At 48.8% G+C, this 15,683-nt stretch carries 16 protein-coding genes; 8 read left to right on the top strand and 8 right to left on the bottom strand.

Features of this window, described 5'->3' with window-relative positions:
• Positions 1 to 97: 97 nt before the first annotated feature.
• The gene (locus NT073_RS21035; RefSeq protein WP_297377370.1) at positions 98 to 1,168 is read right to left on the bottom strand and encodes a purine nucleoside permease; all 1,071 of its coding nucleotides are present in this window, start codon (positions 1,166 to 1,168) and stop codon (positions 98 to 100) included.
• Positions 1,169 to 1,420: 252 nt separating this feature from the next.
• Here NT073_RS21035 and NT073_RS21030 point away from each other — a divergent pair, with 252 nt between their 5' ends.
• From NT073_RS21030 to NT073_RS21015, 4 genes are all read left to right on the top strand, one after another.
• Positions 1,421 to 2,005, top strand: coding sequence for a Crp/Fnr family transcriptional regulator (locus NT073_RS21030; RefSeq protein ID WP_297377369.1), 585 nt, complete (start codon positions 1,421 to 1,423; stop codon positions 2,003 to 2,005).
• A gap of 71 nt (positions 2,006 to 2,076) precedes the next feature.
• Positions 2,077 to 2,502 (top strand): DUF4345 domain-containing protein, encoded by a 426-nt coding sequence (locus tag NT073_RS21025; RefSeq protein ID WP_297377367.1) that lies wholly within the window; start codon positions 2,077 to 2,079, stop codon positions 2,500 to 2,502.
• Complete coding sequence (locus tag NT073_RS21020) at positions 2,499 to 3,056, top strand: DinB family protein (RefSeq protein WP_297377366.1); 558 nt, start codon at positions 2,499 to 2,501, stop codon at positions 3,054 to 3,056. Before NT073_RS21025 ends, NT073_RS21020 begins: the two co-directional genes overlap by 4 nt.
• Before the next feature lie 164 nt (positions 3,057 to 3,220).
• Positions 3,221 to 4,801: a Na+/H+ antiporter gene (locus NT073_RS21015; protein WP_297377364.1), complete on the top strand. Its 1,581-nt coding sequence runs from the start codon at positions 3,221 to 3,223 to the stop codon at positions 4,799 to 4,801.
• Positions 4,802 to 4,866: 65 nt separating this feature from the next.
• Here NT073_RS21015 and NT073_RS21010 read toward each other — a convergent pair whose 3' ends face one another.
• The 4 genes from NT073_RS21010 to NT073_RS20995 all read right to left on the bottom strand — a co-directional run bounded on the left by NT073_RS21010 (position 4,867) and on the right by NT073_RS20995 (position 9,092).
• The gene (locus NT073_RS21010; RefSeq protein ID WP_297377362.1) at positions 4,867 to 5,055 is read right to left on the bottom strand and encodes a hypothetical protein; all 189 of its coding nucleotides are present in this window, start codon (positions 5,053 to 5,055) and stop codon (positions 4,867 to 4,869) included.
• Between the two features lie 28 nt (positions 5,056 to 5,083).
• Complete coding sequence (locus NT073_RS21005) at positions 5,084 to 6,019, bottom strand: hypothetical protein (protein ID WP_297377360.1); 936 nt, start codon at positions 6,017 to 6,019, stop codon at positions 5,084 to 5,086.
• Positions 6,020 to 6,119: 100 nt separating this feature from the next.
• Positions 6,120 to 7,259, bottom strand: a complete 1,140-nt coding sequence (locus tag NT073_RS21000) for an amidohydrolase (protein WP_297377358.1) — start codon at positions 7,257 to 7,259, stop codon at positions 6,120 to 6,122.
• A 288-nt stretch (positions 7,260 to 7,547) separates the two neighbouring features.
• Positions 7,548 to 9,092, bottom strand: a complete 1,545-nt coding sequence (locus tag NT073_RS20995) for a carboxypeptidase (RefSeq protein ID WP_297377356.1) — start codon at positions 9,090 to 9,092, stop codon at positions 7,548 to 7,550.
• Between the two features lie 120 nt (positions 9,093 to 9,212).
• Between NT073_RS20995 and NT073_RS20990 the strand changes: the two genes are divergently transcribed.
• Positions 9,213 to 10,487, top strand: a complete 1,275-nt coding sequence (locus NT073_RS20990) for a M20/M25/M40 family metallo-hydrolase (RefSeq protein WP_297377355.1) — start codon at positions 9,213 to 9,215, stop codon at positions 10,485 to 10,487.
• A gap of 288 nt (positions 10,488 to 10,775) precedes the next feature.
• The gene (locus tag NT073_RS20985; protein WP_297377353.1) at positions 10,776 to 11,258 is read left to right on the top strand and encodes a hypothetical protein; all 483 of its coding nucleotides are present in this window, start codon (positions 10,776 to 10,778) and stop codon (positions 11,256 to 11,258) included.
• A gap of 392 nt (positions 11,259 to 11,650) precedes the next feature.
• Here NT073_RS20985 and NT073_RS20980 read toward each other — a convergent pair whose 3' ends face one another.
• Positions 11,651 to 12,088 (bottom strand): hypothetical protein, encoded by a 438-nt coding sequence (locus tag NT073_RS20980; RefSeq protein WP_297377351.1) that lies wholly within the window; start codon positions 12,086 to 12,088, stop codon positions 11,651 to 11,653.
• Between the two features lie 360 nt (positions 12,089 to 12,448).
• The gene (locus NT073_RS20975; RefSeq protein ID WP_297377350.1) at positions 12,449 to 12,838 is read right to left on the bottom strand and encodes a hypothetical protein; all 390 of its coding nucleotides are present in this window, start codon (positions 12,836 to 12,838) and stop codon (positions 12,449 to 12,451) included.
• Between the two features lie 186 nt (positions 12,839 to 13,024).
• Between NT073_RS20975 and NT073_RS20970 the strand changes: the two genes are divergently transcribed.
• Together NT073_RS20970 and NT073_RS20965 are read left to right on the top strand one after the other, a co-directional pair.
• Positions 13,025 to 13,936: an alpha/beta hydrolase gene (locus NT073_RS20970; protein WP_297377348.1), complete on the top strand. Its 912-nt coding sequence runs from the start codon at positions 13,025 to 13,027 to the stop codon at positions 13,934 to 13,936.
• 43 nt (positions 13,937 to 13,979) lie between these two features.
• The gene (locus NT073_RS20965; protein WP_297377346.1) at positions 13,980 to 14,435 is read left to right on the top strand and encodes a RidA family protein; all 456 of its coding nucleotides are present in this window, start codon (positions 13,980 to 13,982) and stop codon (positions 14,433 to 14,435) included.
• Between the two features lie 145 nt (positions 14,436 to 14,580).
• Here the strand turns inward: NT073_RS20965 and NT073_RS20960 are convergent, their stop codons facing one another.
• Positions 14,581 to 15,678 (bottom strand): GntR family transcriptional regulator, encoded by a 1,098-nt coding sequence (locus tag NT073_RS20960; protein WP_297377344.1) that lies wholly within the window; start codon positions 15,676 to 15,678, stop codon positions 14,581 to 14,583.
• Positions 15,679 to 15,683 lie beyond the last annotated feature (5 nt).

The following is a 15,683-nucleotide window of genomic DNA, read 5'->3' as shown; positions in this document are numbered from 1 at the left end:
GGTTACAGATTGACGATTTAGAACCACCCCCAACCCCTTCCTAAATAGGAGGGAGCTAAGACGATTCGGTTATATGGTTCCAGCTGTTAGTAAGCCCCTACTCGTTCGGTAATTTGTGTTTGTATACGGACCAGTCAGCAACTAATTTATTGACAACCGTGCTGCCTGCCTGATACGCAGCTTCGAGGGCCGGGATGTACGCCGTGTACCGCTCACCAACTTCCTTGCCGCCATTGGTCAGGTTTTGCGCAGCCGTTACGCCAGACGGCTGCATGGTATAATTGCTGGCGGTTCGGAGCACCATGTACCGATTGATGTCGGCTTTTCCGGCATTGGTCAGCCACTGCAATGATTGCCCGGTTCCCGTGTCTTCCATGGCCGAGGTAACGAAGTTTCCTTTGCCTTTTGTCCAGTAGTTCACCCAATCATTGGCCCAGTCGTTGAGGTATTTACCGTGCCAGAACGTCATGGCGGCAATATGGTCGCCCATCATAACGCGGGGTGGTTTCCGTGCTTCGGGAAAGTCGCGGTAAACGGCGCGCATTTTTTGAAGCGTTTCGGAATCGGCCAATTTTATAGTTTTGGTCTGGTCGAACGCCCAGTTGGCCAGACCCGGATTGAGGTGAATGGCCACTGTGAAATCGTTATCCTGAACGGGTTGCTCATAGGGCTTGGCCCGGCGTAACGGCAGGTAACCCGTCGACCAATCCTTAGGCATTTCTCGCGGGTCGATTTCATGCGCTAAGTCACCATCGACCAGCCATTCTGCCCAGACTGCCGAGCCCGCGCTGCCATCCTGCGGGTCGATGCCGGCAATGCCCGCCACGAGCCAGTAGGCATGAGACAGGTCGAAACGAGGGTCCATGCCCAGCGCCATGATGGAAGCCGCCGAACGAGCCGTTCCCATGCCCGTGCAAATGCCCAACACCTGCTTCTCGGGGTTGTAGCGCAGATTTCGATAGCCCTGGGGAAACGGTATCGTTTGGGATAGTGGTAACCGTTCAACCCAGTATTGAAACTCGCCTGGCCGGTCGCCGGTGTCGGCGCCAATCTCAAACATGGTCACAATAACGACCTTTACCGGAATAGGGGTGCTTGCCTGACCGTGCATGCGCAGACTAACCAAAAGTAGCCAGCCAAATAGGGGTAGTTTTTTTATCAGATACATTGTGCTGCAAAATAGGCCCTAATTCTACTGGTCACTATTGCTGTGTGTCAATTTCTTAAAAACGGTGGGGTCAGCTAACGGAAAATAACAAATTTTATCACAGAAAACGGTTTGAATGCAGATGGTGCGCATTTACCAGAAAGACGTGTCATAAATTCGTTAGAGAGATAGATTCATTTGCTTCTGTCTGGATAGACGGGGTGAAAAATCGCAACGTCAGGTTTATTTCGAGAACTTTTGATCACATTATTCATGCAGCCATCTTTACTTCGTCTAAAGCAACTTGTTGAGGCAATTCATCCGCTTTCGGAACAGGAATGGAAAGCGTTCTCCGGCATTTGGCACCCTTATTCCGCGAAGCGAAAGGAAATTCTAACGGTCGCCAATCAGCAGGAAAACCATTTGTATTTTGTGGTGGAAGGCGTACAACACGTCTATTACTTCGATGACCAAAATCGAGAAGCAACGCTAGTTTTTTCCTATCCCTCTTCATTTGGTGGGGTGGTCGATTCGTTCATGCTGCGCCAAGTTTCGCAGTACTACTACGAAACACTGACCGCATCTTCTTTTCTACGGGCTTCCTACCCCGACCTGGAAGCGGTCATGCGACGTAATCGTGGAGTAGAAACCATGGTTCGGCTGGGTATTACTGGGGCCTTGAGTGGCGTGCTGGAACGGTTAGTGGAACTTCAATGCTATTCTTCCGCCGATAAATTCAGGAAACTGCTTCAGCGCAGTCCGCATATATTACAGCTTGTTCCCCATAAATACCTAGCCAGATATATTGGCGTTGATCCGACCAATTTCAGTAAGTTCATTAACTCCATAAAGGCATGAAATCTTGGTAAATACCAACAATGGGTTGATTATGGATGCTCAACTTTGCTCCGTAATCAACGATCAAGACTATGCAAACGCAACTGGTTATCAAACGTACCGCTCAGGGATTTATCCTTGTATCGGCTCTGGCACTGCTGTCTGTCAGCCTCATGGCTTTTTGCGATCCGCAATCGGTGATGGATTTGGTTCAGGTACAACTTAACAACACAGATCCCTTCAGCTCAATTCGGGGTGTCTACGGTGGGGTGGGGCTTACTTTATGTATCACGCTGCTTTATCTAATGGTCCAGGATGTAGAGAAGGGCCTTCTTTTTCTAAGTTTGCTATGGGGCTTGTATGCCCTGTCACGAGTTATGACGGTATTAGTAGAAGGACCTCTGGGGGCGTTTGGGCGGCAATGGTTATTTATTGAGACCCTTCTCTTCATCATTGCTTTAACCCTAGTATGGGTGAGTAAACAAGTAAGGGTTTTACCAATAAAATTACTACCATGAAGTCCGTTAATAAATCGGTCTTGCTGATTGCATTGGGTCACCAGATAGAGGGGCATATTCAGCAGGCCGTCGTTCACTTTCAAAACATGGACGAGGTTACCCTATGCCAGCCCTCACCAAGTGGTGGTTGGAGTATCGCCCAATGTTTGGACCATCTTAATAGCTATGGACGTTATTATTTGCCCCGTTTAAACCAGGGGCTGGCTAGTCGACAGCATAAACCCACAACAGATCGGCTTGAAAGTTCATGGTTAGGGGCCTTCTTAGTCAGATTGATGGACCCTAAAACAGGCACGAAGAAGTTCAGAGCCGTTAAACGGCATCAGCCCGCCAATGACTTGCCTGCTCACCAGATAGTGGCTGAATTTATTGAGCAGCAGGAGCAACTGCTGGATGTGCTGAAACAAGTAGAAAATGCAAATGTCGACGGTATTCAAATCGCATTGTCAATAGCTTCGTGGCTGCACTTGCCGATAGGGAATGTACTGCAATTTCTGGTTATTCATACCGAACGGCATATAAGACAGGCTAATCGAAATTTACCTTCTGTATGACCTGCCCCTGAAGGTAAACACTTACTAAGAAGCCAGTATTCAGTGAAACCCTCACTTTTTACCGGAAAATCGTCTATTTATACCGTTTTGACCAAGGTTACAGGCTGTAGGTTTGTTCATCGACCCATGGCATGAATGGGTTAGCTACGTAGCATAAAAACGGAATGCATCCACTGGAGACGGTTCTTTTGCTGTTGATTTTTGTTATTGGACTGGCAGTCATCGCCCGTCGGCTTAACCTGGCCTTTCCAATATTGCTGACCATTGGTGGACTTTTGATCAGCTTTTTCCCCGGATTACCAAACATAGACCTGGATTCGTCGGTTGTGCTGGTGGTTTTTTTACCACCTCTTCTTTACAGTGCGGCCTGGTATACGAATTGGAGCGACTTTCGTCGGAATCTGGAGCCTGTTGTTGTCCTCGCCCTGGGATTGGTGCTGGTGACCAGTCTTGGCATTGCCTACGTTGCCAGCCAGTTTATTCCGGGCTTTACGCTGGCAACGGGTTTGTTGCTCGGTGCCGTCGTCTCACCTTCCGATGCCGTGGCGGCAACGGCTGTGATGAAGACGCTGTCGGTACCCCGGAAAATTGCGATTATCCTGGAAGGAGAAAGCCTGGTGAATGATGCCACGGCTTTGGTAATCTTTCAGTTAGCCTTAGTTGCTGTTGGTACGGGCCACGTTTCGTTGGCGGGTTCGCTGCTTGATTTCGTATGGCTGGCCGGTGGGGGTGTTGCTGTTGGATTAGCCGTGGGCTACCTCTCGTTTTGGCTGCATAAATACGCCCGCCTGGAACCGGCACTGGAAACGGTGCTGACATTTGTAACTGCCTATTCGGCTTATCTGGCTGCCGAACACCTTGCTTTGAGTGGTGTGCTGAGTGTGGTGTCGGCGGGGCTGGTTGTAGGTCACAAACAGTCAAGAGTACATAGTCCAACGACGCGAATGCAGGCGGTGGCAGTCTGGGATTTTGTGGTTGTGCTGCTGAACGGGCTGATCTTTATCCTGATCGGCTTGCAGCTGCCCGATATTGTGGCCGACATTCAGGGGCAGTCTCTGGAACAGCTGATCGGGATCGGCCTACTCATCAGTTTAACGGCAGTTGTGATTCGGTTTGTGTACATCTTTCTGGCTGATACCGTTTCGAGTCAGGTGCGCAGAGTGATGCATAGCCCTCCGCTTTTCCCTTCCCATAAGCACACAACATTGCTGGCTTATATCAGCATGCGGGGCATTGTTTCGCTGGCCGCGGCCTTGTCGATTCCGGAACGGCTCGCCAACGGCATCCCCTTTGCCGAACGTAATCTGATTGTGTTTATTACGTTTTGCGTCATTCTGTTCACCCTGGTGGGGCAAGGGATTTTTCTGCCAGCGTTTATTCGAATCTTGCACTTCGGTCAGCCAACTACCGATTATCTTTCCAAGAGAGAAGTGCGTCAACGGCTGTCGAAGCAGGCGCTAACTGCTATTCAGGGAGTGGTCGACCGGGAGGGGCTTACCGGAGAGGTTGTCCAGAAAATCGTTGATCGGCACCGGGCACAGGTCAATGAATTTGAACAGGGCGACGCCGTAGCGGTCATGTCTCAGCATCAACTCCGTCAGAAATTGCTATTGTCGGGCATTCAGGCGCAACGGACGGCATTGCTGGAGCTGCGAGATACACAGCAGATCGACGTCGACTTGTTTCATGAACTGGAAAACGAACTGGATCGGGAAGAAATACAGCAGCAGAAAGTGGATGAGTAAAATCATGCTTACTTTATCGCCAGCCTTCACCAGTTTATACGCCTGTTGCACTCGCGCCCGGCTCATCAGCGCATCAAAACGCTGCCATCCAGCTTATACAGACTCGCCATATAGCCATCTTTGCCCGGCTCGATTTGTTGAACTATGCCTGTTCTGGAATAAGGCTTAGGATTGGCACAGGAGGTGAAGACCGTTAGTGTGACCAGCGTTGTCAGACATGGGAAACGAATGATAGACAATGGTCTGTAATACATACGTAGGTATTTTGCTCATAAAAAGGGCTTAACGTTGCTTCGATAAGCTGAGGTGTAAATTCTGCAAATCCACGTAAAAAAGGCGGACTTCTGCCTGAAGCTGGTTCAGCATTTCGGCCCGTGTCAACAGATTATCGCTCCTGTATTCGCCTTCGGGCCCGAAATAGAGCTGTTCATCCAACGTCGAGGCTCCTGCTAAACTATAGTTTAGCCAGCGCTGTCGAGTATTAAAACTGATTGAATGCTGACTACCATAGCTCAATGAGTGCTCTGTTAGCATTCGCCAGATAAACGGCGGGTGAAACGTTGACTGTTGAGGCTGGTCCCAGATGTCGGTGAGTAAATAGCGTTCATCCACCAGATGAATGGTCCGCTTTGAGGAAACCGCAGCTTTACCGGCCAGAAAAGCACTCGCCACACCGCCACCGATGCTTACCGTTTTGCTGGGTGTGTCAGCTTGGATAAACGCGGTTACTACAGTTGTCAGGGCACCCACCACCACCGAAAGAATGGTTAGCTGCTGGATGCGTTTGCCATCAAGTTGTTGCAGGTAGGTTGCCAGTCGGTTCGCCCGCTCAGCCTCACAATCGAGTTCGCCTGCAATACCCGATACCTGCATGGAAGCCAGCCAAAGTCGGTCATTAATTTGTTGCCGGTTAGCAGAACGTTCCTGATCACTACTTGCCGAACGAGCTTTCTTTAGCCTGATAAAGTCCTGAAGCAAAGGCAAAATGCCCGCAGCATTGGCCACGAGCAGATCATGGATTGAAAAGCGATTGGTCAGGCTCGTGTCAGTCTGTAAAATGGACTGAGTATTCGGAATGGGCAAGTAGCTCGAATCATAATCCAGCCTAACCGTTGGCTGACAATATTTTTTTTGATGACTCAGGCTGGTTATAGTCGTTTTTTGAGAGTGGCATGATGCCAGCAGCAGGCCGATAAGCAGGAGAATAGTCGAGCGCATGGTTTCCAGACAATTGCCGGGACAAACCTAGGCCTAGGCAACGTGATGGCAGCGGTATAAATCGGCGGTCTTGCAGTAAAAGAGTAGGTAATACAGCGTCTCAACCATGCTCGCCCCGGATCAATTCAAAGAATAGCCGGGCGGCTGGCTCAATAAGGATATCGTTGAAATCGTAGTCGTCGTTATGCAGGGCGGGAGAGTCTTCGCCGTTGCCAATGCCAAACATAGCTCCTTTAAGTCGTTGGGTAAAGAGTCCGAAATCTTCACCCCATTTAAAAGGAGCTGCATTTTCGACATACGGATAGCCCAGCTTCAGCGAACTTTGCTTAATCTGCTCGACGGCATCTTTATCGTTTTCATTGGCGTAGAACGCTTCGGTATAAGCGGTCTCGACGGCAATTCCACTCTCCGCCGATAAGTTCGCGACAAGTTTCAGGAGTTGAGCCGTCAGCGCTTCCATTCGTTTGGCATTCCGGGTCCGAAGCGTCAGATGAACCTCACCATACCCAGCCGATATGCCGTAAGACGTCTCACCCATCGTGGTAAACACCGGTGTGATTAAGGCAAAATCTTCTGACTGCGGGTCAAGATGCTGAATCTGTTTCGTTTGTAAAATAAAATCGGCCATCACATAAGCTGGATTAAGACCCTTTTCGGGTTCGGCCGAATGCGAAACTTTGCCAGTAAACGATACGATCAGGCTAAGTACCGACGAGGTAAACGAACCCGGTCGGCAAACAATAACGCCCTGTTTGTAGCCGGGTAGATTATGCAGCGCGAAAGCCCGGTCGGGTCGAATATTGGCGAAGGCCGGGTCGTTGAGGACGGCTTCGGCCCCTTTACCATTTTCTTCAGCAGGTTGAAAAATCAGGTACACTCGACCACGGGTAACGGGCTTTTCGGCTAATAAAGCCGCCAGTCTGGCCAGGATAGCGGTATGGCCATCGTGCCCGCATTTGTGCGAAACCCCGTCAATGCGCGATTTATGACCAAACGTGTTGACTTCCTGAATGGGCAGGGCATCAATGTCGGCCCGGATCAACGTAACCGGCTCGGCCAAATCCTGCCCGTATTGAAGCAGCAATCCTGTTTGGGCTACCTCTGTGATACGCGTTGGATTGAACTGGCTGACAAAATTCTTTATCCGTTTTCGGGTTTCTACTTCCTGCCCCGACACTTCGGGAAATTGGTGAAGCTCGTGCCGGAATTGGGTGAAAATATCGGGTTGCTCTGAGGTCATGTCTATTGGCTGACGATGCTATTTACATGCTGAGCCATTCCCGAAACGTAGCTGGTCGGTGGCCTATACAACTATAATATGCTGCTAAGATGCCATTAATAATCAGGCAAATTGAGACAGTGGCAAACTGACCCCGGCCGCTTTTCATGGGAATAAGCATGGCGAACATAACAAACCAAACAATCACCATTAGGGTACTCACAACTATTTTTTTGATTTTCACCATAAGAATGATTGGTTGACCGTGGGTGCTGGTACGGACCGGCCCGTGCCAGCACCCACGGTCAGCTACCGGCTTCCCGAATACTTGGCGGGTTCGCTGTTTTTTGGTGTGCTTTTCTGGATGAACTTGCGGAGGTGTTCGTTACTGGTGGCGAGGTCTTCTTTACGGAGGTACATCATGTGCCCGCTCCGGTAGCCTTCCCAATCCATCCGGTCTTTCAGCTTGCCGCTGGCGTCCATTTGCCACATATTGTATTTGGCGTTGAAATAATCGCAGGCTCCATCGTAGTAACCCGACTGAACCAGTAAATGCAGGTACGGATTCTGTGCCATGGCTTGTCGCAGATTTTCGCCGGTTTTGTTATTGCTGTTGTCCCAGGGGAAGGTAGGTCCAAACATGTAATATTTGAGATCGGTCTTGTAGTTCAGCTCATCGCGCATGAACATGTTGATGGCGGGTGTAAACGAGTGCAGCCAGGAGGTCAGCTCAGAGTTATAATCGGGCGCAATACCAGCGTCTTTGCTGTCCATACCCAGATATCGGGAATCCAGCCGTCCGACCGTCTGGCTCTTGTCGCGCAGTAGCTCTTTCCAGAAGAAATTGGTGGGCACGTCCAGATTCTGCTGCATGACCGCCGTTTCCGATAAGCCGGAGTACCGCGCTACTTTAGCCGCTATCTCTTTTCGTTTCTGATCGCTGATGGAGCCACCCAGTGCCAGCGCGGGCAGGTATTCCTGAATGGTAAATTTCTCGACTTCGGGTAAAATTTCGGTCAGATCTTTCTTCTGCAAATCGGCGGGGAGTGCCTTATGATACCAGGCCGTAGCCGTAAAATAAGGCAGTTTCAATACCCCTTTTGCGGGGCCATCCCGCTCAATACCCAGATCGGTTGGCGATACGAGAATTACGCCGTTGAGGTACATCCAGTGGGCATTCTGTAATTCCAGCGCCAAACCCGACACGCGCGTGGTGCCGTAACTTTCGCCAATCAGGTACTTCGGCGATGCCCAGCGGTTGTAGCGACTGACGAAGGTGTTGATCCAGTCGGCCAGGTATTTAATGTCGGCGTTGACGCCGAAAAACAACTTGGCTGCTGGAACGTCTTTGTTGACCGGACGCGAGAAACCGGTATTAACGGGGTCCACGTAAACAATGTCGGCAACGTCCAGAATCGAGTTCGGATTGTCTTTGATTCCGTACGGCTGAATGGGGTAACCTTCGTCGTCAATTTTCAGGATGCGGGGGCCGGTATAGCCAATCATCATCCAGACGGATGCCGTACCGGGGCCACCGTTAAAGGAAATCACCAGCGGACGAGCCGCTCGGTCGGCTACGTCGGAGCGCTCGAAGTACGTAAAAAAGACCCCGGCAACGGGTTTACCTTCTTCGTCCCAAACGGGAATGGTACCCACAGTGGCTTTGTACGGCACGCGCTGACCTTTGATCGTGACCTGCCCATTGGTTACTACCTGCGAGTCAATGTTGAGGCTTCGGCTGAGCGAGGCCGGTTTGTCTTCTTTAGGTTGTGCTTTGTCGGTGGTGGGTTTCTGTGCGTAACTGCCGATCAGTGTTTGGCAGCAGATAAGCAGTAAAAGGGAAATCTGTTTCATGGATGTAGGGATGAGTGTGCTGTATAAAAACGTCGTCCGGGCGTTTATTTTTCGACCGAAGATAGTGAGAATAACAGAATAGTATTCCGTATTTTGGCCCGGTACCTGACTAAACTATACATGAAACAGCTCTTCATCTTTTTACTGCTCGCCGGTTACGGCGTGTCGGCCCAGTCACTGTCGAAACCCGAAGCGAGTGTTATTGCCACCGTTAAAAAGCAGCTGTCGGAAACGGAGGCCTTCCTCGAAAAGGTCGTCAACATCAACAGCGGTACGCTAAATAAAGAAGGTGTCCGGACGGTAGGCAAGCTCATGGCCGACGAACTGGATAAGCTTGGCTTTAAAACGGAGTGGGTTACTCTGCCCGATTCACTCAACCGGGCCGGGCATCTGGTAGCCACAAGGCAGGGTAAGAAAGGCAAAAAACTGTTCCTGATCGGGCACCTGGACACCGTCTTCGAAAAGAGTCTGCCGATGGAACCGTTTACCCGAATCAACGACTCGACAGCCTCCGGACAGGGTGTCAATGACATGAAAGGGGGCGATGTGCTGATCATCGCAGCCCTAAAAGCCTTACATACTCAAAAACTGCTCGACGATACCTCCATTACCGTTTACTTTACGGGCGATGAAGAGAGTGGGGGAGGGGCCGGCAGTCGCACCGATTTCATCGAACGGGCGCGAAAATGCGACATCGCACTGGCTTTCGAAACTGCGCAGGGGCTGAACAGCGTAACAACCGGACGCCGGGGTGCCAGCGGCTGGACGCTGAATGTGAAAGCCCGCACCGGTCACTCATCCCGGGTTTTCAGCGAAATGGGCTACGGGGCTATTTATGAAGCCGTTCGGATTCTGAATGAGTTTCGGCGCACGTTGGGGCAGGAACAGTACCTTACGTTCAACCCTGGCCTGATTGTGGGTGGCTCTGAAGTGCATTACGACGACAAGACCGCTAAAGCCGAAACCATCGGCAAAACCAACATTGTGGCTGGAACGGCTTTGGTACAAGGCGACCTGCGTTTCCTGACAGAAAGCCAGAAAGAGAACGCCCGCGCCAAAATGCGCGAAATTGTCGATAAAAGCTTACCCCAGACAAAAGCCACGATCTCGTTCTCCGACGGTATCCCGTCTATGGAGCCAACCACTGCCAACGACGATCTGCGGAAGCAACTGGACAAGCTCAGCCGGGATATGGGACTAGGACCGGTAAGCGCCTTCGACCCCGGCGCACGCGGGGCTGGCGACGTGTCGTTCGTAGCTCAGTACATGCCCTGCCTGGATGGCCTGGGCGCATCGGGCAAAGGGGCGCACAGTATCGAAGAAACGATGAACCTTAAAGAATACCCGTCGCTAATTCAACGCACGGCTTTGTTCATTTATCGGCTAACGCGCTAGGGGCTTAGTTGTCTGATGCATAGTTAGTTTGGTGGTGTGAGAGTGGATGTGTTCTTTTGTTGATAATGCATGTGTTTAAAGGGGCTGCTGGGCCAAAGGTGGTTAATAAGATGGATAACAAAGTTCCGCGTTGTTGCGTACAATAGTATATTGGGTGGCCCGCCCATGATGTGAGTTCAAGGCGGGTCACCTGTGACAGTGTTCACGTCTCGTCAGGACAACTTGGGCGTACAGGGGCGGGTCTAGGCTTAGAAGGCAAGCGTCGTAAAAAACGGTTTTAATTTAAGAATGATAAGGTTTTTACTTGATTTTCAAACCACCGATATTATTATAATTACGGATAATTCAATTCAAAAAGCGGATTTCTCCTATGTAGCCAATTTCCTCGAAATCAAGAAAAATGAGAATACTGGGTATGAATTATCAGTAAAGGCTATTTTTAGAGATTTGCTGAATTATTGGAAGGCTCTTGTGGAGGAAGATTCGAGCGAGTTATTTTTAATATATGACTTATCTGATCAATACATTTCAGCTTTTCACTTGGAAAAGTTTAAGTTTAAGGGTCGACAGTATTTGAAGATTACGAAAGAATACACTCAAGACCTGTCTGGTTGGACAGTAACAAAAAATACAAGTCTCTCAGACTTAAAAAGTAAAAATTGGGAGGTTGACAACGATTTCTCTATGCAAGTTAATCGCGAAATTATTTTACGGGGTATTAGATGGAGCTTAGAAAACTTACGAATCAATACTAATCTCGTTAACCTGTAAAGAAAAAAAGGCAGCTTCCCGTCAACAGAAAGCCCATCCCGAAGGAGATTTTGCAGTCTAATATGATGAGTGTGTAAAGATGTAAGCTCTTGTTTTAAGGGGGGGCTCACTATCAATACTCATAGTCGTTGGGTAAACTAGCAAAAGCCGAAAACAACGTAGTGAATTAGCATCGGCCGACACGAGATACGACTCGCATGAACACTTTGGGCTTCCATTTCCGGGTCTCCACTAACAGCACAAACACCCCGGTCAGATGGTTTAGGTTCGTTAATTAATTCCGGTCGACACAGGAATGGACCCGATTGAGTATCTCAATAAAAAGGTTTGCCAGCTTTCGTCTGACAAGCCACGCTACTTAATAGGCCAACCAAATAAGCCTGCCAATTCCCCTATTTCTGCTCAATTAAATGCATCTGGTCGGCTTTCCCTTTAAGTAGATAACCGCTTGGCGTTTTTATAAGGTAATACTTTATTGGATCACGCTCAATTAGTTGTGTCTTTCCGTCTGCTTCCAGTGAAATTGGGCTGGGTTGCAACCAGAGTGAGTCTCCTGTAAATCGCCAACTAAGCGGACTGTCTTTAATAATAGTATTACCTCTTTGGGTTCGGAATGTAGCGCGACCTTCCTTGTGAAAGAGGAAAAAAAGGTGCAAATCTTTTCCGGCCTCACTAGTATCTCCTTCCTCGCCCATAAGAAATACCTTATTGGTGAGGTCGATTGCGTTTACTTTGGTTGCCAATTTTGTGTTGGCTACTTTTTGTGCTGATGCCAGAAAGGGGGCAGAAAGTAGCACAACTAACAGGTAAATAGTTTTATCGGCAGACATAGAACTGAGTTGTTGGCAAAGACAAAACCGCGTTTGGTTTGAAGTTTGTATTCAATACTAAGCATAATGTTACCTAAAATCTTAATTAAGTCGTTAGGAAAGTGGATTTATTGCGCCCTCATCGCTTCGCGTAGGGCATCCCGTCTGTTGGCCCGAACCAACTCCGAACTGATCAAGTAGACTGGTCACCCGACGGTCAGTCGGTCGTTGTTTCTTTAGAAATACCCTGACAGGGCCAAGTAGGACCCCAACTGCTGCGCGACTGTTTTACGATAGGGTAATAATAATGAATTACTACTGTGTGTTTGCTGAAGAGTAGTGGCTGTAGCACCGATTATAACCGCTCCGTCAACCCAGCCGTCACTTCTTATTCTTAATGGCGTTTTGCCAGACCGGTACGAAGTCATAAGTGGGATAAAACTCGGTGTTGTAGGCACCCCAGGCTCCATTCTCGATGGTCAGGTTGAGGGTCCTCAGATCTTTGGCAGGAATGCGGACGGTGACCACCTGCCCGATGCCCATCATGACGTACCACGAAATCACACGGGCTTCTTTGGGCGGAAACATCTCCAGAAACTTGTTCTGATTCTGTATTTCCTGAATCTGCTTCAGGCTTTTGTCCTGCTGATGCTTTAGGAAGATCGTTATCATAATGCTGTCCGACGACGTTTGAGCACGTTGAGGGGTCTGAGCTTGAGAAAAGCGCCAGCCGAAGAAGGCGATACTGAACAGGAGGATGCGTTTAACCATGACGTTCGTTGAATTGGGGTTGATTGTACCTGTAAGTTAGCTTGCTTTAAGTGCTGTAAAGGGTAGCGAAACACCGACTATTGAACTTTCTGGAACAAAAGATGAAAGAATTCTGGAAAGCTGTCCGGATTCCGTTTAAGTGGTTATTTTTACCCACGTACCTTGTCCTTCATTTTTGTGCTTTCTATGGAAAAACGATTACTTTGGTTTGTTCCCCTTCTCCTGATCGCAGGCATTTACCTGTATCCTGTTCCTGAAAAAGATGCCCTTACTTTATACACCGGAATCGATAAAGCTCCCATCGATGGTCTGGCGGCTTTTCGAAAGCTGCCCACGTCAACCATAAACACCCAGGGTTACGACTGGACCTATGCTGTGTTAGGGAAAGGACCCGAAACAATCCTTTTTTTGCACGGTATGACGGGTGGCTACGACTTCTGGTGGCAGCAGATGAACGAATTTAGCCCCACCTATCGCGTCATCAGTGTTACCTATCCACCCATTGATAACCTCGTTACCCTGGGTAAAGGTATTATCGACATTCTTGATAAAGAGAATGTCGATTCGACAATTGTGGTGGGGAGTTCGCTGGGTGGTTACCTTACACAGTATTTGGCCACAGCCTATCCGCAACGGGTTACGAAGGCGGTTTTTGGGAATACCTTTCCAAAGAACGATCTGCTGGAAGAAAAAAATAAGGGGAAGGTAGCCGTAGCGGCCTGGTTACCCGAATGGCTTGTAATGGGTGGGTTGCGGCAAAATTTGACGGATGTGGTTATTCCTGCATCAGAGAACAATCCGCTCGTCGGGGCGCAGCTGCTCGAAAACACGTATGGGCGGATGTCGAAGGGGCAGTTTCTGGCTCGCTATCATTGCGTGGTGGATAAGTTTAAGCCAATCGACGGAAATCAAACCAAAATTCCGTTGCTTATTCTGGAGTCGGACAACGACCCGCTCGTGCCCGCCGAACTGCGAACGCAATTGAAACAATATTACAAGGCGGCACGGGTGCACACTTTTCACGAAAAGGGACATTTTCCTTACCTCAACGCAAAAGATGAGTACAACACAATTTTGCGGGATTTTCTGTCGAAATAAAGAGCCTATTTAATTTATTACAACCTATAAATCATTCTCTACTATGAAGTATTTATTCCTTTGCCTCTTGGCGGTCAGTGTAAGTTTTTCGGTGTCCGGTCAGCACAAACAGATCGTAAAAGCGCGGGTTGCGCCCGCAACGCCTTATCCCTTTAGCCCGGGGGTGATAAGCAATGGATTTCTGTTCGTATCGGGTCAGGTAGGAACAGATCCGCAAACCGGTAAACTGGTAGAGGGCGGTGTTGAAGCAGAAACGGTGCAGACTATCAAGAACATCAAGACCATTCTGGAAGATGCCGGGGCGTCTCTCGATGACGTGGTCAACGTGACAGTTTATCTGAGCAACATGGACGATTTTCCAAAGATGAATGCCATTTACAAGCAGTATTTCAAAGAAGGATCGTACCCTGCCCGAGCTACTATTGGGGCAGCCAAACTGGTTTTCGGGTCCAGTGTCGAGATGACCATGACAGCCGCCATGCCTCAGAAAAAGAAGTAATCTGTTGCCGAGGTGACCTGCATAATGTTTAAAATTAGAGTATTAAACTATTCAGCTGGTGGTGTCGGGTTGAAGAACCCGACACCAAACAACAACCTCTGGTTTTTCACTATACGTACTTCACCACTCCACATACCTTACCAAATCACAACGACCCGCGCCGGATCATATAAAACGGATTTTTGACTTTAATCCGCTTGTTGTCGAGTAAGAGGGAGGCTGCAGTGTAGCCCATTGCTTCGAAGTCGGTGGTGATGACTGTGATGTTCAGCAACTCTTTAAGCGTTGTTTCATTGAAGGAAATAATGCCAATTTCCTGACCGAGTTCGTAGTTGGACTGGCGGACTTTCTTTACTAACTCCGATAGGTCCGTTTCTTCCACAACTACATAGGCTGTTCCCGGCTGAATGGTTTCATCGATGGCGTTCTCCTTGATGCTGAACTCCTTTTCGTAATTGATGCAGAACGAACGGAACCCATGCGCTATTTCGGAAGGGTAATTGCCATCGCTGGGCAGTGTGAGTACCATTCGGCTGTATTTTTTCAGCAAATCCTGCGCGTTTTCCAGTGCTTCGCAGATGTCTTTGTCGAAGTTCTGGTAAACACTAAGGGGAGAACTTCCTAATTCCGAAACGTCCTTGTCGAGCAATACCAATTCATTGGCGGGTATGGATTCGAGAACGTCCAGATAATTGGCTTTATCCAACTCTTGGGTGAAGTGCGGCATAACAACATAATAGTTGTATTTACCTAAATTCTTCTCAATTATCTCTTGGAAATGACGCGCGTTGTAATGGTGAATCTGAAGATCAACCGTTGCTTTGTCGCCGAGTGCTTTTAGGAAAGCGTAATAGATTATTTTCTTGTACGAGCTAAGCTTATTAAAGACCAGCAGAATCTTAAGTTTGGTAGTCGACTGACTCTGCACATAATAACCCTTTCCCTGCACCGACGTGATGTAGCCACGCTCCCGGAGTTCTCGGTACGCTTTCTCAACGGTATCGCGGGCCAGATAATATTCAACGCTCAATTCACTGATCGAGGGCAACTGCTCATTGTTTTTCAGAACACCCCGCTCAATATCTGTGATAACAGAGTGGACAATCTGCTTGTACTTAGGCGTTTTATCTTTTGGGTTGAACTGAAGCTTGTAAACCGGAGAAAAGGTGCTGCAATAGACATCAACAAAGCTTCCGTACGGTTGACGACGACCCTGATTCTGCGTAACCATTTTATCAACCATGCTAA

Origin of the sequence: Spirosoma sp., assembly GCF_026391055.1 — a bacterium.
Taxonomy (GTDB): domain Bacteria; phylum Bacteroidota; class Bacteroidia; order Cytophagales; family Spirosomataceae; genus Spirosoma.
The sequence above is the reverse complement of the archived record's forward strand: the minus strand, read 5'-3'. Positions and strand labels throughout refer to the sequence as shown.